We start from the raw sequence: 20,671 nt of genomic DNA, 5'->3' as shown, positions 1-20,671 counted from the left end.
CGTACTAGATCGTACAGTCATAGACTACGAGTCCGTACACATTGATCTGACAGAAACGTGACGCCATTTTTTCGGAAATGGTGGCACTTTGTGTCCCTGTTTTCCCCTACAGACGTAGGACAAATGCATAGGCTTAAATCCCGTTCCAGATCGATTTTCAGGAGAAACAACTGGGTGGGCGTTTCACGGGTGCATGCACGGCAGACGATTCGGCAATGGCTCTAAATCAAGGATGACAAGGATATGAACCTGACCGGCAGTCTTCGCAACATGGAAAATCCGCACTTTTACTGGCAACTGGGAGAACTGATCGCCAGCACCGGCAACGAGCGTTTTGCCACCAACATGTTCCAGCTGGTCGACAACCTCGTTCCGGTCAATCGCGTCGATCTCAGTGAGTGGACCCTGGACGAACGGGAGTCCAGTGTGGTCGAGATCAGGGCATTGGGCAGCGCCGGTTTGCCGGACACCTTCCCGCCCCCGGCCCCGTTGCAGCACCCGGACGACCACCCGCTGCTGCAACAGATGATCGAGATGAACGACTCGCTATTGATTCAATTGAAAGCCTCGCTCCAGCATCGACACCCGCACCACAGCGTCCACCAATGCAATCTGGTGTCCCGCACGTCCAACCGCCGTTGCGTCATTTCGTTCTACCGTCCCCACACGCATCGGGTGTTTTCCCTGCCGGAGCTGTCGTTTCTCAAGCGCCTGTCCGACACCCTGTTGCCCTTGATCGAGCGCCACGCGCACATCAGTCGACAAGCCATCGCCCGCCAACCCCGCGCGCCACAAGCCGATCAACCCCAGACGCCGTTGCAACAGGTGTTCGACGAACGCCTGGCGTTGGGTGACATCACCTTGTCGGTGCGTGAGAAAGAGGTCTGTCTGGGCCTGCTGACCGGCGGCACCGTGCCGCAGATGGCGGAAAAGTTGCGGGTCAAGAACAGCTCGATAGAGACCTACCTCAAACGTGCGGCCGCCAAGCTCGGGGTCAGCGGGCGACACGGTCTGGCGAAATGGATGGCCGGGGCCTGATCCGGCATTTTTCTCATTCCGGGCGCCCGGCGTCCGCCCTCATTCGTGAACGAGGCTGTTTGATGTTCAGGTTGCCGATTTCCCTGCTGTCCGCTGCGCTGCTGGGCGGTTGTTCGTTGATCCCCGATTACCAGCGACCGGCATCGCCGAGTGCCGCGCAGTATCCGCAAGGTCCCGCGTATGCCGCGCAATCCCCGGTCACACCCCGCGCCGAGGACTGGCGCGCACTGTTCAATGACCCGGCGTTGCAGCAATTGATTGAAAGCGCGCTGGTCAACAACCGCGATCTGCGGGTGGCCGCGCTGAATGTCGAGGCGTTTCAGGCGCAATACCGCATCCAGCGCGCCGATCTGCTGCCGGCGGTCTCGGCCAATGCCAACCAACTGCGTCAGCGGGTGCCGTCCAGCGTGACCCGAACCCAAGCGGCGATCACCTCGACCTACTCGGTGAATCTGGGCATCAGCGCCTATGAACTGGACTTCTTCGGCCGGGTGCGCAGCCTCAGCGAGCAGGCGCTGCTGACCTGGCTGTCCACCGAAGAGGCCCGGCGCAGTGCGCAATTGAGTCTGGTGGCCAATGTCGCCAACGCTTACCTGACCTGGCGCGCCGATCAGGAGTTGCTGGTGCTGGCCCGGGAAACGCTGGCCGCCGACGAACGAAGCCTGCACCTGACCACCCGCAACCGCGAGGCCGGCAAATCCTCGGCGCTGGACCAGATTCAGGCGCAGACCAGCGTCGACAGCACCCGCGCAAGCCTCGCTCGTTATCAGCGTCAGGTCGCCCAGGACTTGAACAGCCTGACGTTGCTGGTGGGTGCGCCGGTGCCCGAGCACCTTCCGGCGCGTCCGCTGGACAGCGACCTGGTGGCATCCGTGCCGGCCGGGTTGCCGTCCGATCTGCTGCAACGTCGGCCGGACATTCTCCAGGCCGAATACAAGCTGCGCGCTGCCAATGCCAACATCGGCGCGGCGCGGGCGGCGTTTTTCCCGAGTGTCAGCCTGACCGCCAATGCCGGGACATCCAGCCGCGATCTGTCCGGGCTGTTCAAGGGCGGCTCCGGTGCCTGGACATTCCAGCCGCAGATCAACCTGCCGATCTTCAACGCCGGCAGTCTGCGCGCCAGCCTGGACTACGCGAAGCTGCAAAAAGACATCAGCGTCGCCGAGTACGAAAAGACCATTCAGACGGCATTCAAGGAAGTATCCGACGGCCTCGCGGCGCGCCAGACCTACGGACAACAGCTCCAGGCCCAGCGCGATCTGGTGCAGGCGACCCAGGATTATTACGACATGGCGCAGCATCGCTATCGCAGCGGCGTCGACAGCAGCCTGACGTTCCTCGATGCCCAGCGTTCGTTGTTCAGTTCTCAGCAAGGGCTGATTACCGATCGGTTGGCGCAGCTGGTGGCGCAAGTGAATCTGTACACCGCGCTGGGCGGCGGCTGGAGCCCGGTCGAGTCGCCACCGCCAGCACCTTGAGTCATGTTTTCTTACACCTTTTGTCGCCTGTTCCGACATTGACAGGTGATCAAAAACCGACCTGCCGGATCATTTTGGTATCATGCGCCGCTTTTACGGTTAACCCCCCGCCTGTCCTGCCGACCGGCGGGCTCCAAAGGGCGGTATGAAATGACGGCTTTGTTGACTCGCCGCAAGGTGCTTGCGGGAATGGGCGTACTCGGTCTCGGCCTGCTCGCCGGCTGCGACACCCGCGGCGAACTGTCGTACAAGTACGGCAAGGATCTGAGCGACAAGATCCTCGGACGCACCTTCAAGCTCAAGGACACCGAAGGCAACACCGTGACGCTGTCGAGCTTTCGCGGTCTGATGCCGATGATTTTCTTCGGCTTCACCCAGTGCCCGGCGATCTGCCCGACGACGCTGGCCCGCGCCGCGAAAATCAAGAAGCTGATGGGCAAGGACGGTGACATCCTGCAAGTGGTGTTCATCACCCTCGACCCGGAACGCGACACCCCGGAAATCCTCGACGCCTACGTCAAGACCTTCGACCCGAGCTTCGTCGCGCTGTACGGCACCCTCGAAGAAACCAAGGCCACCGCCAAGGAATTCGACGTTTTCTACGAAAAAGTCCCGGCCGGCGACACCTATACCCTCTCCCACACCGCCACCAGCTATGTCTACGACACCCGGGGCACGTTGCGTGTGGGCCTGTCTCAATCGCTTTCTGCACAAGAGTGCACGGAAGATTTGCTTACCGTCATGGAGGTCTGCTGATGAACCCTTTTCTGAACCACATCAAACGTGCCGCACTGGGCCTGTCCCTGCTGGGCCTGGCGTTCCAGGTATCGGCGCAGACCAGGGTCGACGACGCCTGGGTGCGTGCGACCGTGCCGAACCAGTCGGCCAGCGGCGCGTTCATGAGCGTCACCGCCGACAGCGACAGCAAGCTGCTCAGCGTTGCTTCGCCGGCGGCCAAGGACGTGCAGATTCATGAGATGACCATGAAAAACGACGTGATGAGCATGGGCCCGGTGAAATCGGTCGACCTGCCGGCGGGCAAAGCCGTCAACTTCGATCCGAATGGCTACCACGTGATGCTGATGGGCCTGACCGCTCAACTGAAGGAAGGCGACAGCGTCCCGCTGACCCTGACTATCGAAAACGCCAAGGGCGAAAAGGAAACCGTGGAAGTGAAAGCGCCGGTCAAGGCGCTGACCATGGAAGGCCACGATCACAGCAAGATGCATTGATCGCTGACTGACAGATTTACGGCCTCAAAAAACAAAAGGGGCGGCATGATCGATGATCATGCCGCCCCTTTTGCATCCGGATGTCAGACCAGTTTCAATTCGACCTCTATATTGTTGCGCGTGGCCTTGGAGTACGGGCACACCTGATGCGCCGCATCCACCAGCTGCTGCGCCGCGCCGCGCTCCATGCCCGGCAGGCTTACATTGAGTCGCGCCTGCAACAGATAACCTCCCGAGTTGGTACCCAGGTCCACTTCGGCATCCACCGCCAGGTCCGCTGGCAGGCTGATTTTCTGCTGCCCCGCCACCGCTTTCATCGCACCGATGAAACACGCCGACCAGCCTGCCGCGAACAATTGTTCCGGATTGGTCCCGCCGCCACTGGAACCGGGCGACGACAGTTTTACGTCGAGGATCCCGTCGGAACTGCGCGAGGCGCCGTCACGTCCGCCGGTGGTGTGGGTTTTCGCGGTGTAGAGGACTTTTTCGATCTGACTCATGGCGTTCTCCTGAATGAATAACAGCAGATTGTTCACTCGGCGCCTCTCCCCGCAGCCTTGAGGTGCGCCACCGGTTTCACACAGCCCTCTCACTATAGACGTGGGTTTGTCGCTTACCCGGTCGGCGGACGTGCGGGTTGTTCAGAAATGACGGCCGTTCAACTCCCCGCCCCACCATGCGCCTCTTCAAAGAAATAATCCTTCCAGCTGTCCGCCTTGTTTTTCAGCACGCCCAGCTCCTGCAATTTCTCGGCATAGATAAAGGTGCGCTGCGGCACCACGGTGAAATCGATTTCCGGATCGGTGACGATTTTCTCGACCAGCGCCAGCGGCAGCTTTGACTGTTCAACCCGAATGTAGGCCTGAGCCGCCGCAGGCTTGTCGGCCTTGATGATTTTCGCGGCCTCGGCCAGCGCGTCGTAGAACGCCTTGTAGGTTTTCGGGTTTTCGTCGTGGAATTTTTCCGTGGTGTAGAGCACGTTGAACGTGGCCTGGCCGCCGAGCACGTCGTAGGAACTCAGCACTTTATGCACGTTGGGATTCTGCAACGCCTGGTACTGGAACGGCGGGCTGGAGAAATGCGCGTTGATTTCCGAGCCGCCGGCGATCAGTGCAGCCGTCGCATCCGGGTGCGGCAGGCTGACGGAGATGTCGTCGAATTTCTTGTATTGGTCATTGCCGAATTCCTTGGCCGTTTCGATCTGCAGCGTGCGCGACTGGAAGCCCACACCCGCCGCCGGAACGGCGATGCGATCCTTGTCGCTGAAGTCCTTGAGGGTTTTCACGTTCGGGTTATTGGTCAGCAGGTAGTTGGGCATCGAACCCAGCGAAGCGATGGCCTTGACGTTCTGCTTGCCCTTGGTGCGATCCCACACGGTGAGCATCGGCGGCACGCCCGCCGAGACCACGTCCAGCGATCCGGTGAGCAGCGCTTCATTCATGGCGGTGGCGCCGGAAATGCTGTTCCAGTCGACCTTGATGTCCAGGCCCTGGGCCTTGCCATGCTTCTCGATCAAGTGCTGATCGCGCACCACATCCAGAATCAGATAACCGATGCCGAATTGCTGGGCGATGCTGATCTTGCCTTCGGCTTGTGCAGTGTTACCGAGCAATGCGCCGGCCAGCGAGGCCGCCAGCAGCGTCAGTGCAGAACGTTTGAACGGTAGGGCCATGACAACCTCGCAACGATTTATAGAGAAATCTGTGAGGCCGGACTTTATCGCTATAAAAAACGAAATTTAAATACCGTTATCGCATATTGATATCACTGGAAAACCAGCTTCGAAAAACTGATGAACAGGCTGATACCGAAGTTCAAGGCGTACGCTGATTGAACCGGGTTCTAAGACCGTCGGCGTTCAACGACAGGCGCTTCGCGGTGTCCACGAACGGCGTGACGATCAGGCTGTACAGCGTCAGATAACGCGTGCGGTCCTGCTCGCCCGTGCCGAAGCGCAAGGCTTCGGGCTTTGAAGTGGTGACGTAAAGTGTGCCGAACAGCCAGTCCCAGAGTGACAGATTGATCGCGAAATTCTTGTTGAAATGGCGCGGTGCGTCGCTGTGGTGAATCTGGTGCTGGGCCGGGCTGCTGAGCACATGCTCGACTGCCGGCCCGAACGACAGCCAGACATGGCTGTGGCGCAGATTGGAGCCCAGGCTGTTGATGATCAGCACCAGCCAGGTCACGCCGAACAGCGTGTAGCGGCTGACCTCACCGCCACAGGCGTACCAGACCACCCCGGCAAACGCGCCGAGGCCGGCGGTGATGACGATTCGTTCAACGATCGATTCGGCAATGTGAATCCGGCTGGCCGTGGCCGGCACCAGCACCGGCGCCGAATGGTGAACCTTGTGGAACTCCCACAGATAGCGGGAATGAAAGGCACGGTGAATCCAGTAATGCAGAAAATCCCTGAGCAGGAACACGCCCAGTCCGTAGAACAGCGCGATCATCGGGTGATCCGGCACTTGCTCGCGCGCGCCCCACAGCTGAGTGAAAAACTGTGCGTAGTCGCCCGAACGCAGAATATGCGGGTCGACCAGGCCGACCACGGGCAACACCAGCGTCACCCGAAGAATCGCCTTGATGAAGTAATAACGGTAATCCAGCCAGGCCGAACGATGCCCGTGAACACGACCGCCGCCGACAAATTGCCAGAAGGATCGGGCTTGCGTCAGGTGCCGGGATTTTCGGTGGCGATAAAGGCCGTATGCCACGCCGTAGGACGTGAGCAGAAACACCACACCGAGGCGGCCGTTCAAATCGAACAGGCCAAGGAACCGTTCGGTGACCGGATCGATCACCCAGCGGCTGAGCTGCGCAAAGAGTTGCGTGAGGACATCCACGGAGCTTGATCTCCATCAGAGGTCGCGCATTGTAAATCGCACTGGTTCGCAAATGCAGCACGAACGGATCAAAGGCCGGTTAAACAGCCTGAAACAATAAAACCGGCGCCTCGCTCAGGTCGGAAAACCGCCAGGACGTACGCCGATCAAGGTCCCGCCCCTTGCGGATGGATCACAGCGATCTTCGGGACCGGATCATCCAGCCGTTTAAAAAGGCGATCAGACTGCCGACGCTTGGTATCATCGCCCACACTTTTATGACGGTTTAATGGCTGGAAGGTCTTTTTTTGTGAGCGCTCTTTTTCAACGGCTGCGGTGCCTGGATGCCCGCCTTCTCTCTCTGGTTTTTCTGGTACTGATCGTGCCGGTGTGCCTGCGGGCGGCACTCGGCTGGTCGAGCCTGTTTGGTTACCTGTCGGATCTGGCCATCGGCAGTCTGCTGGTGGTGGTGTTGCACCGCCGCCCCTGGTGGCTGGCGCTGCCGGTGCTGCTGTTCTGGGGATTGCTGGCGGTGGCGACCGCGGAACTGGTCAGCGCGGTCGGCCGCCTGCCGACCGTGGCGGACCTGCATTATCTGATCGACCCGCAGTTCGTGGAAAACTCCACCGGCGGCGGCTTCGCCCATCCCGGCGTGGCGGTTGCGCTGCTTGTGGCCCTGGCCCTGTGGCTGCTCAGTCATTGGACTCGACGTGCGACACCGGTTCGCGCTCTGCCCCAAGCAGCCTGGGCGACCCCGGTGCTGCTGTTCTCCGCGTACTGGGGCGCGCAGCACCTGAACCCGAGCGATGCCGATCCGTGGCGTCTGTACAACCTGCCGCACCAACTGCTGGCCGCGCAGGTTGCCGACGTGCAGATGCAGGCTGAAGAATGGCTGGACGGCAACACTCAAGTCGCGCCTCCACCGATGGCCGGGCTCACCGATGTCGATCTGAACGGTCACCCGTTGCTGGCGGCCAAGGGCCAGGCGCGCAATGTGCTGATCGTCGCCCTCGAAGGCATTCCCGGCGCTTACATCGGCGCCAATCGCCAGGCCATCGGCAGCCATTATCAGGAAGACCTGATGCCCAACCTCAGCCGCTGGGCCGAGCGCGGCATGAACACCCCGGATTACGTGCTGCACACCCACCAGACCATTCGCGGTCTGTACGCCATGCTCTGCGGCGATTACGACAAACTCGACAACGGCACGCCCAAAGGCGTGGAAATGCTGACCCAGCACGAACGCAATCAGGCTTGTCTGCCGGCCCAGTTGCGTCAGCACGGTTTTGCCACGCACTACCTGCAAGGCGCAGGGCTGCGGTTCATGGCCAAAGACAAGATCATGCCGCACATCGGGTTCGATGCGACCCATGGCTTGGAATGGTTCACCAACGCCAACTACCTGGAATTCCCGTGGGGCAAGGATGACAAGGCGTTTTTCGAAGGCGCACTGAAATACGTCGGCGAACTGAAGAAGCAGAAACAGCCATGGATGCTGACGCTGCTGACCGTCGGCACCCACCAGCCCTACTCCGCGCCGGAGGATTACCTGCAACGCTACGACACACCCAAGCAGGCCGCCGTCGGTTATCTGGACGATGCACTGGAACAGTTTCTCAGCGGCCTCGAACGCCAGGGCGTGCTGAAAGACACGCTGGTGGTGATCACTTCGGACGAGTCCCACGGCATCGACGGTGTCCGCCTCGCGTCGTCCTGGGGCTTCAACCTGACCCTCGCGCCGGAGCAGGCGCAGTTGCCGCGCCTGAACGCCGGGGTCTACGGTCACGTCGATCTGAGCGCGTCGATTCTGGATTACTTCGACTTTCCGGTGCCCTCCGCCCTCAGCGGTCGCTCTTTGTTTCGCGATTACGATTCGGGCCGCGAAATCATGTCGTTCACCAACGGCAAGCTGCGTTACCACGACGGTCGCGGCCTGCTGACCGAATGCGACATGCCGCGCCGCTGCCGCAATTACGCAAGCAATGGATTCATCGCCGAAAGCGCCACGTTCAAGGGCAACGCCAGCAGCCAGAATGCCCGGGACATCGCCGCCCGCGCCTCGGCCCTGGACCTGTCGCTGCTGCGTACCCCGCTGAACCAGCGTTATCAGTTCGGCAGCACCAACGTCATTCCGCTGCAAGCGCAGATCAAGGACGACTGGGCCGACAACCTGATCGGCGCGCAATACCTGGAGATGCCTAAAGGCTCCCACACCCGCGTACGCCTGACCGTACGTTCGGTCGATCCGCAGCAGGCAGCGTACATTCAGCTCAAGGCCAAGGAATTCGAACAGGACGTGCAACTGGGCCTGCCGACCGAGATGGTCGCCACGGCGGATCAGCCGCTGGAGATGGATTTCAGCTTCGACAACCCGCAACCGCGCAAGGCGTTCTCGTTTCACTTGTTGGGGTATGGCCTGGGCGCCGTGGAGGTCAGTGATTTCAGCGTGATCACCGAACTGCCAGGGCAACAGGATCTGCTGGACGAGATCCCGGAAGAAGACACCGCTCAATCGAGTTGAGGTCGACGCCAGCGTCGCAACGACGCTGGCGCCTGTCCGATGTGACCGATCAGAACGTGGTGCGCAGCCCTACCTGAATGCTGCGCCCTTCTGCCGGCGCAATATCGCGCAGGATCGAGCTGGCATAACGCACGGTCTGGTTGGTCAGGTTCTCGGCATTGACGAAGGCCAGCCATTTGCTCTGGCCAACATCAAAGTGATAACCCACATTCGCCCCCAGCGTGGTGTAGCCGTCGGTGCTGCTTTCATTGTCCGGCACCCGGTGCTGGGAACTGGCGTGTTCCACATCGATGCGCGCCTGCCAGCGATCCAGCTCCCACAACAGACCGGTGTTCAACCGCAGCGGTGCGATGCGCGGCAGGTCCTGGCCGTTGTCGAGGTTCTTGGCGCGGGTGTAGTCGCCCGACAGTTCCAGCGCAAACTTGCCGTAGGCGTTTTCGCCGAGGGTCCAGCGATCCTGCGCTTCGATGCCACTGAAGCGCGCCCGCACGCCGGAGTAGGTGTATTCAGGAATGCCGTCGGCGTCCTCCTCCCCTTCGTCGTTGAGCGTGCGCCCGGTCCCGAGCAGGCCGATGTAGTTGGAGAAATGGCTATAGAACACGCCAACGCTGCCCTTGTGCGTACCGTTATCGAAACGCAGGGCCAGGTCGCTGGAGACGGCTTTCTCTTTCGACAGCCCCGCATCCCCGACTTCATAAGTGCCGGTGGCGACGTGGGCGCCGTTGGCGTAAAGCTCATAGAACGTCGGCGCGCGCTCGGTGTAGCCCAGCGTGGCGGCGACCGACCAGACCGGCGTCAGCGTGTACACCGCACCGGATGACAGGCTGCCGGCGGTGAAACTGCTGGAGCGATCGGCATTGGCGAAACGCTCGTTGCCTTTGGCGTCCGGGTCGACCGTGGTGTGTTCAAGGCGTCCGCCGAGGGTGAACAGCAGACGATCCGTGGCTTGCAGCTCTTCGAGAATGAACAGTGCACCGGCGTCGGTATCGGTGTGCGGCACGAACGCTTCTTCGCCCAGCGCCGAGAACTCGTTGCGACTGACTTGCGCGCCAATCACCCCGTTGAACGGCCCGAGCGGCTGATGCCGGGCCTCGACCCGCGCCTCGTAGCCCTTGTTCTTGAACGTGGTGCCGACTTCGCCGCCCTCGATTTCCCGGTGCTGGTAATCGGTGTAACCAGCGTCGAGTTTCACCGAGCTGAACGGGCCGTCGAGGTTGCGGATTTCCGAGGCGAACGCGTAGTGCTCCTGCTCCATGCGGATGCGCACATCGTCTTCGGCCGGCGAGCCGTAGTTGGAGTCGTAATTGCTGTACGACAGCCCCGCGTAACCGTCATCCCAGGTGTAGGAACCGCCCACCGCACCGCCGTCCTGACGACCGTCGCTGTTGGCCAGCCGATGTTTCTTCGAATCGCCATCGTCGTTCGCCCGTTCACGGCCGGTTTTGGCGTAGCCGGGAATCTTCAGGTCATTGAACTCGCGGGCGCTGGCGTCCAGGTGCAAGGCGAACTGGCCGTTACCGGCTTCAAGCTTGCCGGCGCTGCTGCGGGTGGTGTCGGCGCCGCCGTAGCGCAACTCGCCGGCACCGTGAATGCCTTCGATGGCTTCGGTCGGGATGCGGTTGTCGAAGGTGTTGACCACCCCGCCGATGGCGCTGCCGCCGTACAGCAAGGCCGCCGGGCCACGGACGATTTCGATGCGCTCGACATTGACCGGGTCCAGCGGCACCGCGTGATCGTAGGACAGCGACGAGGCATCCAGCGCGCCGACGCCGTTGCGCAGGATGCGAATGCGATCGCCGTCCTGCCCGCGAATGATCGGCCGACTGGCACCCGGGCCGAAGTAGGACGACGACACGCCCGGCTGCTTGTTCAGGGTTTCGCCGAGGCTGCCCTTTTGCTGCAGCGTCAGGCTGTCACCGCTCAACACGGTCGAGGGCGAGGCCAGGGTCTGACTGCCCAGCGGATTGCCGGTGATGACTTGCGGTTGCAGCTCCAGCGGGTCGGCGGCAAATGCGGGCGAAGCGATCAGCAGCGCCGAGGCCATGAGCGTCAGGCGGGGTTGGAAGGTGTGGAAACGGGAAGGCATTTCAGGAATCCGTCAGGCAGAAAAGTGAGGATCGATGCCAGCGCTACACAGGGTGTATTACCGGCGGCAATCAGATGAAATCATTTTTATGTTATACAATAACATTTCCAATGACCATCCCGTTTCGCCCAGACACATGCAAACCAGCGCTCAAGCACGGGCATTTCAGCGCCCTGCCCCTGCAGGTTCCCCGCACTTCGCATAAGAGACTGCGCCTATCAGGCACCAATAGTCGGCCTATTAGCTGACTTGCCAAGTCGGGTCTAGCCTTACTAGTCCGAAGTCGGCACGAGCCGGCCGCAGAAGACCTGATAAGGATCCCGAACATGGCAAATGAATCGAAATGCCCGTTCAATCACGCCGCCGGCGGTGGCACGACGAACCGCGATTGGTGGCCGAATCAACTGAACCTGAAAATCCTGAGTCAGCACTCGCCCGCATCCGATCCGATGGGCAAGGACTTCGACTACGCCAAGGCTTTCAAGAGCCTGGATTTCCAGGCCCTCAAACGCGATCTGACGGCGCTGATGACCGACTCCCAGGAGTGGTGGCCAGCGGACTTCGGCCACTACGGCCCGCTCTTCATCCGCATGGCCTGGCACAGCGCCGGCACCTATCGCACCGCTGACGGCCGTGGTGGCGCCGGCTCCGGCCAGCAACGCTTCGCCCCGCTCAACAGCTGGCCAGACAACGTCAGCCTCGACAAGGCCCGACGGCTGCTGTGGCCGATCAAGCAGAAATATGGCCGCAACATTTCCTGGGCCGACCTGATCGTGCTCACCGGCAACGTCGCGCTGGAATCCATGGGCTTCAAGACCTTCGGTTTCTCCGGTGGCCGCGCGGACGTCTGGGAACCCGATGAAGACGTGTACTGGGGCTCGGAAAACAAGTGGCTGGGCGGCGACAACCGCTACGGCAAGGATCCGGAATCCATGCAGCCGCCGGGCGAAGGCACACTGGTCGCGGAACCCGCCGAACACGGCAATGAGGAAAGCCGCACCAACCAAGGCGAACGCAACCTGGAAAACCCGCTCGCCGCCGTGCAGATGGGCCTGATCTACGTGAACCCGGAGGGCCCCGAAGGCAATCCCGACCCGGTGGCCTCGGCCAAGGACATCCGCGAAACCTTCGGCCGCATGGCCATGAACGACGAGGAAACCGTCGCCCTGATCGCTGGTGGTCACGCCTTCGGCAAGACCCACGGCGCCGGCCCCGCCGACAACGTCGGCCCGGAACCGGAAGCCGCCGGCCTCGAAGAACAGGGCCTGGGCTGGAAAAACAGCTTCGGCACCGGCAAAGGCGCCGACACCATCACCAGCGGCCTGGAAGTGACCTGGACCACCACCCCGACCAAGTGGAGCAACAACTACCTGGAAAACCTGTTCGGCTTCGAGTGGGAACTGACCAAAAGCCCGGCTGGTGCCCATCAGTGGAAACCGAAAAACGGCGCCGGCGCCGGCACCATCCCCCACGCCCACGACCCGAACAAACGCATCGACCCGACCATGCTCACCTCCGACCTGGCCCTGCGTTTCGACCCGGCCTACGAGAAGATTTCGCGGCGCTTCCTGGCCAATCCCGATCAACTGGCCGATGCCTTCGCCCGGGCCTGGTACAAACTGATTCACCGCGACATGGGCCCGCTCTCGCGTTATCTCGGCCCGGAATTGCCCCAGGAAGAATTGCTTTGGCAAGACCCGATTCCCGTGGCCACGCATCCACTGGTGGACGACAGCGATATCAGGGCGTTGAAAGGCAAAGTACTGGCGTCGGGGCTGTCAGTTTCGGAACTGGTTTCCACCGCTTGGGCGGCCGCATCGACCTTCCGGGGCTCGGACAAACGCGGCGGCGCCAATGGCGGGCGTCTGCGTCTGGCACCGCAGAAATTCTGGCAGGCCAACCAGCCTGAGCAACTGGACAAGGTGCTGAAAGTTCTTGAAGGCATTCAGAACGAGTTCAACGCCGGGGCGACAGGCAAGCAAGTCTCGCTGGCGGACCTGATCGTGCTGGCCGGTAACGCCGGTGTCGAGCAAGCGGCGCAAAACGCCGGGCATACCGTGACCGTGCCGTTCAATCCGGGGCGCACCGATGCAACTCAGGAGCAAACCGATGTCGAGTCATTCGGCTTCCTCGAGCCGCATACCGACGGCTTCCGCAACTACGCCGCCAACACCTACCGCGTGCCGGCCGAAGCGTTGCTGATCGACAAGGCGCAACTGCTGACCCTTTCCGCCCCGGAAATGACCGTACTGATCGGCGGCCTGCGCGTGCTGGACACCAACGTCGGTAAAACGAAACACGGCGTGTTCACCGACAAACCCGGCACCCTGACCAACGACTTCTTCCGCAACCTGCTGGACATGGGCGTGGAATGGAAACCGACGTCGAAAACCGAGTTCGAAGGCCGCGACCGTAAAACCGGCAGCGTGAAATGGACGGCGACCCGGGTCGATCTGGTATTCGGTTCCAACGCCGTACTGCGGGCGCTGGCCGAGGTGTATGCCAGCTCCGATGCGAAGGAAAAGTTCGTCAACGACTTCGTTGCTGCGTGGGCGAAGGTGATGGATCTGGATCGGTTTGATTTGCGGCAATAAGGGCTTTTTCATCCAGCCACAAAGAACGCCGCTCATCGAGCGGCGTTTTTCTATTCGGCGTGAGTGATGTGGTGCGGCTGAAACCCAACCCCCTCACCCCAGCCCTCCCGAAACGTCGGACCGCCCCGAGGGAGAGGGAGCCGACCGAGGTGTATTGCGCGATACATCGACCTGAAGAATCGAGTCGATTATGGATTCGGCAAAGCACTATCAGGTCGATGCAGCTCGACAGAACGACTCGGTCAGTCCCCTCTCCCTCCGGGAGAGGGTTAGGGTGAGGGCTGGATCTAAAGTTGAAACACCACCTCAAGACCACCCCCAACCAACCAGCCTCAAGCCAAACTCTTGCTCACCACCTCATACACATCGCTGGACAGCTGCCCCGAAGCCAGAATCCGCTCCAACTCAGCCTTCATCAGCGCCTGACGAGCGCCGTCATACTTGCGCCAGCGGGTCAGCGGCGCCAGTTGACGCGAAGCGATCTGCGGGTTGAAGCCGTTCAGCTCGATCACCAGATCCGCCAGGAAGCGATAACCCGAGCCATCCGCCGCGTGGAAGTTGATCAGGTTCTGTCCGGCGAACGCACCGACCAGCGCGCGCACCTTGTTCGGGTTCTTGATGTTGAACGCCGGGTGCTGCATCAGTGCCTTCACACGCTCCAGACCGCCCGGCAAGGTGCTGCCGGCCTGCACGCTGAACCACTGATCCATGACCAGCGGATTGTCCTTGAAGTGCTCGGCGAAACTGGCCAGTGCGGTGGCTTTCTGCTCGTCGAACGGCGAGTTGACCAGCACCGCCAGCGCGGTCAGGCGCTCGGTCATGTTGTCGCAGCTGTCGAACTGTTCCAGCGTTGCCGCCAGCACTTCCGGCTTGCCGCTGAGCATCAGGTACGACAGCGCGATGTTCTGCAACGCGCGACGGGCGAAGTGCTCGGCCTCGGCCACGTACGGGGTTTGCTTCGACAAGTCGCGGTTGGCCTGATAACGCAGCCACAGTGGTTCGAACAGGTTCTCCGCCAGTTGCTGACGGGCGAATTCGCGGGCGGTGTGGATCGCGTCCACATCGGCGATTTCGCTGATTTCGGTCAGGTACGCCTCACTTGGCAGCGAGAGCATTTCCGCGACCATCGCCTGATCCAGCGTTTCGTCCGACAGCACGGTGCGCAAAGCGGAAACCAGACGTGGGTCGAGCACCAGGCTTTCGCCCTTCTGCTGCTGGCCGATCAACTCTTGCAGCACCTGCACCGACAGTTGCTGGCCGGCATCCCAACGATTGAAACCATCGGTGTCGTGCTGCATCAGGAACATCAGCTGATCGCGGTTGTACGGGAAGCTCAGTTTCACCGGCGCCGAGAAGCCACGCAGCAAGGACGGCAGCGGTTGTTCGGCGATGTCGACGAAGGTGAAGGTCTGCTCGGCTTCGGTCACCGAAATCACTCGGGTGGTGCCTTGAGCCGAGTCTTCGCCGGCCAGACGCAGGGCAATCTCGTTGCCTTGGCTGTCGAGCAGGCCCAGTTCGACCGGGATCACGAACGGCAGTTTTTCAACCTTGTCCGGGGTTTCCGGGCAGCTCTGGCGGAAGGTCAGGCTGTAGGTTTTCGCGGCCGCATCGTAAGACTCGCTCACCGCCAGACGCGGTGTGCCGGCCTGGCTGTACCAGCGCTTGAACTGAGTCAGGTCGACGCCGTTGGCATCTTCCATGGCCTTAATGAAGTCATCGCAGGTCACGGCCTGGCCGTCGTGGCGTTCGAAGTACAGATCGCTGCCCTTGCGGAAGCCTTCGGCGCCCAGCAGGGTGTGGATCATGCCGACCACTTCCGAGCCCTTTTCGTACACGGTCAGGGTGTAGAAGTTGGAAATCTCGATGAAGCTGTCCGGGCGGACGGCGTGGGCCATGGGACCTGCATCTTCGGCGAACTGGTGGGTACGCAGGTACGCCACGTCCTGAATGCGCTTGACCGTGGCCGAGTTCATGTCAGAGGAGAAACCGGCATCGCGGAACACCGTGAAGCCTTCCTTGAGAGACAGCTGGAACCAGTCGCGGCAGGTCACGCGGTTGCCCGACCAGTTGTGGAAGTATTCGTGGGCGACGATCGCTTCGACCCGCTGGTGCGCGGCGTCGGTGGCGGTTTCGGCGCGGGCCAGCACGGCGCTGGAGTTGAAGATGTTGAGGCCCTTGTTCTCCATCGCGCCCATGTTGAAGTCGTTCACGGCGACGATCATGAAGATGTCCAGATCGTACTCGCGACCGTAGACCTCTTCGTCCCAGCGCATCGACTTCTTCAGGCTATTCATGGCGTGCTGGCACTTGTCAATGTTTTCCGGCTCGACGTAAATGCGCAGCGCCACATTGCGGTTGGTCATGGTGGTGAAGGAGTCTTCAACGCACCACAGGTCACCGGCCACCAGCGCGAACAGGTACGCCGGTTTCATGAACGGGTCTTCCCAGGTCGCCCAGTGCCGGCCATCTTCGCCGGGGCCGCTGGCGATCGGGTTGCCGTTGGACAAGAGCACCGGATAGCTGTGCTGCTCGGCGACCACGGTGGTGGTGAACTTGCTCATCACGTCCGGGCGGTCGAGGTAATAGGTGATCTTGCGGAAGCCTTCGGCCTCGCACTGGGTGCAGAACATCGTGCCGGACTTGTACAGGCCTTCCAGTGCAGTGTTGGTTTCCGGATGGATCCTGACGCTGGTGTCGACCGTGAAGGTTTCGCTGGCCGGTTGCAGGGTCAGGTGATTTTCCGTCAGCTGGTAGTCGGCGGCGCTCAGTTCCTGGTCGGCCAGGGTCACCGAGAGCAACTCCAGCTGCTGGCCGTCGAGCACCAGCGGCGGCAGGCCCGGGCCACGAGCCGGGTTGCGGCGCATCACCAGTTGCGCGTGGACCAGACTGTGGTCCTCGAACAACTCGAAGGTCAGGTGTGTTTCGTCGATCAGGTACTCGGGCGCCTGATAGTCCTTCAGGTAAATCATCTTCGGTTGTTCGGTGCGCATGCTGAAGTCCTTATTGATGCACGGCGAGCTGGTAGGCCGTGTATTTACGAATGTTGATCACGCCGGTGTCGAAGATCAGGTACTGGCCCTTGATCCCCAGCAGCGTGCCTTCGGCAATCGGGTTCTTGTCCAGGTTGAAGCTGACGATCTTGGCCGGGTACTGCTCGACCGGGTAGCGGATTTCCAGCGGCTCGACATCGGCGATGGTCTGAATGGCCTGGAGACCGAATCGCTTCTGCAAACCTTGCAGACCCGGGGCGCAGCTTTCGAACAGTTGATCGCGCACCTGCGCCAGATCCACCGCCGCCGCATCGCCCTTGAGCAAGGCGCGCCAGTTGGTCTTGTCCGCCACCTGGCTGCGGAACAGGTCTTCGACGAAGCCCGACTGCTGCCGCGTCGAAACGCGCATGATCGGCAGCGCCTGACTGGCGCCCTGGTCGAGCCAGCGGGTCGGCAACTGGGTGGCGCGGGTGATGCCGACCTTGATCCCCGACGAATTGGCCAGGTAGACGATGTGGTCGGTCATGCAGAACTTCTCGCCCCACTCCGGCTCACGGCAGGTGCCGGCCTCGAAGTGGCAGCGCTCCGGGCTCATGATGCAAATGTCGCACTGGGCCAGTTTGGTCATGCACGGGTAGCAGTAACCCTGACTGAAACTGGTCTTGGTCCTGCGCCCGCAATGGGTGCAGTGAATCGCTCCCAGGTATTCCAGACGCACCGTGCTGCCGATCAACGGGTTGACCGGCACCTCGACGTCATCCAGACGAAACGCGTACTGCACGTTCGGCCCGTCCAGGCGCGCCGACATTTTGCTGATTGCACCGCGGCCGATCTCGATCAATGGAGGGCGTCCGACTTGAACAGAATGTTCGGCACTTCGATCGACTTCGAGGCGCATTCCTGTGGGCCCATGTAACCGGTGCGCTCTTCCTCGGGCAGGTTCTGCATTTCCCAGGCGATCATTGCCTGCAACGACAGCTCGCGCTGCTCGGCGGTGAGTTTGCCGCCGTCGGACCATTTGCCGATCTCTACCGCCAGTTTCAGGCTCTGGTAGATGTCCGGGGTGATGTTCTTGATCAAATCGTTAAAAGAGGACATCAGGGTCTCCGTGCTCTTTATTCAAAAAATTCAGGCGGCCAGTTTACGGCGGTTGTACAAACCGCCCAACAAACCGGTTAAGCATCCGATGAGTAACCCGCTGACGTGGGCAGCGTTGGCGATTTCGCCGAAACCGATCATCGAGATCAGCCCGGACATGCACACCAGCAACCACACCAGCATCATTGCCAGCACGCCGCGCGGCAGGCGATAGGCCGGGTTCGGCGCCAGCAACTGGAAGATCCAGCAGTGACCGAGCAATCCGTAAAGTACGCCGGACAGGCCGCCGAACAGGCTCGGGCCGCTCCACGCGAATTGCGCATAGTTGGACACCAGGCCGAACAGCAACGTCAGACCGATCAGGTTGACGCTGCCCTGGCGCGACTCGATGCGCCGCCCCAGCTCCCAGTACCACATGCCGTTCATGGCCAGGTGCAGGATGCCGAAGTGGATCAGCATCGGGGTAAACAGGCGCCACCACTGCCCCGCTGCCAGGCTGTCGGCCATTGGTGTGAAGTGGATGTAGTCGCCGACCACGCGAAAATCGAGGAAGGTCAGCCAACGCATGGTGTCGAGGTTATCGCCAAGGAAGGTCAACCCGCCGACGATCAGACTCAGCAGCAGAACGAACCCGGTGGCCCTGGCATGTTTCAGTTGTTCGGCGAAGCTCGGGCGCTTGAGCGTCGGCGCCGACGGAATTTCCAGCTGCTGATCCGGATCACCCGCCGGGAAACGCTCGTACAGCGAGCGCACGTCGTCGCTGATTTCCGAGGGCACCCACAACACCTGCTCGCCCGCCTCTTCGCTGACGCGATGAGGCACTTGCATGCGTTGCAGCAGTTTGACGAACCCACTCAGGTCCGCCGCCAACGGCACACGCAAGACCGCTATGGCACTCATCGCAGCACCTCCGGCCGCTCGACGTCGACCCAGACAAATTTATGCGGATCGAGGCGGGTTTCCTGATCCAGACGATAGGCGACCAGTTTGCCGTAGAGCACCGCGCTGTAATCCAGGCACGCGAGGTTCGGCCGGATCGGCGCCGGTTTGCCGCTGCGCCAGTAATGACCGACGAACAGCAACGGCTCATCGACGCCGTAGCGCAGCAGGGAATTCTTTTCGCTGGAGGTCAGCGGCTTCTGCGCTACCGGCTCCGGCAGTGCGTCGGGCTGGAACACGATGTCGCCGTAGGTTTGCGGGTCGTCTTCCCAGAACTTGGTGCGGAAGAACGAACGCACCAGGCCATCACCGCTGGTCATGGTCAGGCCATCCGGCAGGCGCATGTCGGTGCCACGCAGCAGGCGATCGAACACGGTGCAGGCGAAACTGCCCGGTACGGCCGATGCCTGGAGAAAGTGTTCATCAATGCAGCCATCGGGGAACAGCGCGCGCAACGGCTCGATCAGGCCGGCATCCCAACAGGCATGCACCACGCGGAAACGTCCGGCGTCGACGAACAACGGCAGTTTGTAGAACCACTGCTGGAAGTCGTGCCAGTCGCCCGGATGGTCTTCGAACTGGGTCAGGGTTTCGTGCAGCAGACGGGCATGGCGCGGCGTGTGTTCACGGACGAACTGCTTGCCGCTGCCCGGAGGCGCCGGGGTGCTCCAGCCGAGGGCGTTGAACTCGTGGTTGCCCATGATGCACAACGCCTGACCGGCCTCGACCATATCGTGGACGATGTGCAGCGCCTCGCGAATCCGCGGGCCGCGGTCGATGATGTCGCCGACAAACACGGCCATGCGCGACGGATGCCGCCAGACTCCGCCCTGCTTGTGATAACCCAGACGGTCCAGCAGGTGTTCCAGGGTCAGGGCGCATCCGTGCACGTCACCAATCAGGTCATAACTGCGCGCGGGATCGAGCATCAGTCGCCTCCACCACCCAACTTGCTGCCCCAGCCAAGCTTGGTCCGGCAGACTTCGTAGTAGTTGTGGTCGAGCGGATGAATCAGCCGCAGCTTCTGCGCTTTCTTGCTGACGGTAATGGTGTCGCCCGGCGCGCAGGTGAAGTGGTTCTGCCCGTCGCAGGAGACCTGCGGGTAGATCTGCATATCTTTGGACACGACGATTTTCAGCTCACTGTTGCCATCGACCACGATCGGTCTGCCCGACAAGGTATGGGGGTACATCGGCACAATCACAATAGCGTCAAGCTTGGGATGCATGATCGGGCCGCCGGCGGACAGTGCGTACGCGGTGGAACCGGTCGGGGTGGCGACGATCAGGCCGTCAGCCTTCTGGCTGCAGACGAACTGGCCGTCGATGTACAGCTCGAACTCGATCATCCGCGTCGATTTGCCGGGGTGCAGCACCACGTCGTTCAGCGCATCGCCCTGGCCGATGGCTTCGGCGTGGCGACGGACTTCGGCTTGCAACAGGAAGCGGTTTTCCACCAGATAATGGCCGTCGAGCACTTCGGCGACCTTGATTTCCAGCTCGTCGGGGCGAATGTCGGTGAGAAAGCCGAGGCTGCCACGGTTGATCCCGAGTACCGGAATATTGTGTTTGGCCAGTGCCCGCGCCGCGCCGAGCAGGCTGCCGTCACCGCCGACCACGATGACCATGTCGCAGACTTCGCCGAGCATCTTGCGCGACGAGGTTTGCAGGCCATGGCCCGGCAGGACTTCGGCGATGGTGTCTTCGAGAATCACATGCAGGTGACGATCGAGCAGGAAGCGTTTCAGTCGGCGGACGGTATCCAGCACCTGGGAGCTGCCCAAGCGACCGATGATGCCGATATTACGAAATTGCTCCATGGGACTCCTGCGGGGACTGAGACGGCGAAAAGCACGATTATGGGCGAAAGC

At 61.4% G+C, this 20,671-nt stretch carries 16 protein-coding genes; 6 read left to right on the top strand and 10 right to left on the bottom strand.

The window, feature by feature from the left end; genetic code table 11:
- Positions 1–243: 243 nt before the first annotated feature.
- The 4 genes from AC07Y2_RS16810 (at position 244) to AC07Y2_RS16795 (ending at position 3,748) form a co-directional block, all read left to right on the top strand.
- The gene (locus AC07Y2_RS16810; RefSeq protein WP_039770774.1) at positions 244–1,038 is read left to right on the top strand and encodes a helix-turn-helix transcriptional regulator; all 795 of its coding nucleotides are present in this window, start codon (positions 244–246) and stop codon (positions 1,036–1,038) included.
- Positions 1,039–1,100: 62 nt separating this feature from the next.
- Positions 1,101–2,516 (top strand): AdeC/AdeK/OprM family multidrug efflux complex outer membrane factor, encoded by a 1,416-nt coding sequence (adeC, locus tag AC07Y2_RS16805; RefSeq protein WP_103386471.1) that lies wholly within the window; start codon positions 1,101–1,103, stop codon positions 2,514–2,516.
- Between the two features lie 150 nt (positions 2,517–2,666).
- Positions 2,667–3,272: an SCO family protein gene (locus AC07Y2_RS16800; RefSeq protein ID WP_039770777.1), complete on the top strand. Its 606-nt coding sequence runs from the start codon at positions 2,667–2,669 to the stop codon at positions 3,270–3,272.
- A complete protein-coding gene (locus AC07Y2_RS16795; protein WP_103386472.1) occupies positions 3,272–3,748 on the top strand; it encodes a copper chaperone PCu(A)C in 477 nt (158 codons plus the stop codon). The genes AC07Y2_RS16800 and AC07Y2_RS16795 overlap by 1 nt, the downstream gene beginning before the upstream one ends.
- An 83-nt stretch (positions 3,749–3,831) precedes the next feature.
- Here AC07Y2_RS16795 and AC07Y2_RS16790 read toward each other — a convergent pair whose 3' ends face one another.
- From AC07Y2_RS16790 to AC07Y2_RS16780, 3 genes are all read right to left on the bottom strand, one after another.
- Complete coding sequence (locus AC07Y2_RS16790; protein ID WP_007956881.1) at positions 3,832–4,248, bottom strand: organic hydroperoxide resistance protein; 417 nt, start codon at positions 4,246–4,248, stop codon at positions 3,832–3,834.
- Between the two features lie 158 nt (positions 4,249–4,406).
- Positions 4,407–5,420 carry an ABC transporter substrate-binding protein gene (locus AC07Y2_RS16785; protein WP_103386473.1) on the bottom strand — a complete coding sequence of 338 codons (1,014 nt, stop codon included), beginning with the start codon at positions 5,418–5,420 and terminating at the stop codon, positions 4,407–4,409.
- A gap of 142 nt (positions 5,421–5,562) precedes the next feature.
- On the bottom strand, positions 5,563–6,594 hold the full coding sequence (locus AC07Y2_RS16780) for a sterol desaturase family protein (protein WP_103386474.1): 1,032 nt from the start codon (positions 6,592–6,594) through the stop codon (positions 5,563–5,565).
- Between the two features lie 289 nt (positions 6,595–6,883).
- Here AC07Y2_RS16780 and AC07Y2_RS16775 point away from each other — a divergent pair, with 289 nt between their 5' ends.
- Complete coding sequence (locus tag AC07Y2_RS16775) at positions 6,884–9,094, top strand: LTA synthase family protein (RefSeq protein ID WP_103386475.1); 2,211 nt, start codon at positions 6,884–6,886, stop codon at positions 9,092–9,094.
- A gap of 49 nt (positions 9,095–9,143) precedes the next feature.
- Here the strand turns inward: AC07Y2_RS16775 and AC07Y2_RS16770 are convergent, their stop codons facing one another.
- Positions 9,144–11,180, bottom strand: coding sequence for a TonB-dependent receptor (locus AC07Y2_RS16770; RefSeq protein WP_103386476.1), 2,037 nt, complete (start codon positions 11,178–11,180; stop codon positions 9,144–9,146).
- 326 nt (positions 11,181–11,506) lie between these two features.
- Here AC07Y2_RS16770 and katG point away from each other — a divergent pair, with 326 nt between their 5' ends.
- The gene (katG, locus tag AC07Y2_RS16765; protein ID WP_085667798.1) at positions 11,507–13,774 is read left to right on the top strand and encodes a catalase/peroxidase HPI; all 2,268 of its coding nucleotides are present in this window, start codon (positions 11,507–11,509) and stop codon (positions 13,772–13,774) included.
- Positions 13,775–14,106: 332 nt separating this feature from the next.
- On the opposite strand, the gene pepN is transcribed toward katG, so the two are convergent.
- From pepN to AC07Y2_RS16735, 6 genes are read right to left on the bottom strand one after another with little or no spacing between them, the layout of a single operon-like run.
- Positions 14,107–16,764 (bottom strand): aminopeptidase N, encoded by a 2,658-nt coding sequence (gene pepN, locus AC07Y2_RS16760; RefSeq protein WP_103386477.1) that lies wholly within the window; start codon positions 16,762–16,764, stop codon positions 14,107–14,109.
- Positions 16,765–16,774: 10 nt separating this feature from the next.
- The gene (locus AC07Y2_RS16755; protein ID WP_103386478.1) at positions 16,775–17,605 is read right to left on the bottom strand and encodes a DUF2797 domain-containing protein; all 831 of its coding nucleotides are present in this window, start codon (positions 17,603–17,605) and stop codon (positions 16,775–16,777) included.
- Positions 17,602–17,862 carry a YeaC family protein gene (locus AC07Y2_RS16750; RefSeq protein WP_011333626.1) on the bottom strand — a complete coding sequence of 87 codons (261 nt, stop codon included), beginning with the start codon at positions 17,860–17,862 and terminating at the stop codon, positions 17,602–17,604. The genes AC07Y2_RS16755 and AC07Y2_RS16750 overlap by 4 nt, the downstream gene beginning before the upstream one ends.
- Before the next feature lie 30 nt (positions 17,863–17,892).
- Entirely contained in the window at positions 17,893–18,762 is an 870-nt protein-coding gene (locus AC07Y2_RS16745; protein WP_103386479.1) for a rhomboid family intramembrane serine protease, read from the bottom strand.
- Entirely contained in the window at positions 18,759–19,733 is a 975-nt protein-coding gene (locus AC07Y2_RS16740; RefSeq protein WP_371855265.1) for a metallophosphoesterase, read from the bottom strand. Before AC07Y2_RS16740 ends, AC07Y2_RS16745 begins: the two co-directional genes overlap by 4 nt.
- Positions 19,730–20,620, bottom strand: a complete 891-nt coding sequence (locus AC07Y2_RS16735) for an NAD(+) kinase (protein ID WP_011333623.1) — start codon at positions 20,618–20,620, stop codon at positions 19,730–19,732. The genes AC07Y2_RS16740 and AC07Y2_RS16735 overlap by 4 nt, the downstream gene beginning before the upstream one ends.
- Positions 20,621–20,671 lie beyond the last annotated feature (51 nt).

The sequence above is a fragment of the Pseudomonas sp. GW456-12-1-14-TSB6 genome, from assembly GCF_059424205.1.
Note: the sequence above shows the minus strand (reverse complement) of the source record. Positions and strands in the feature narration are given on the sequence as shown.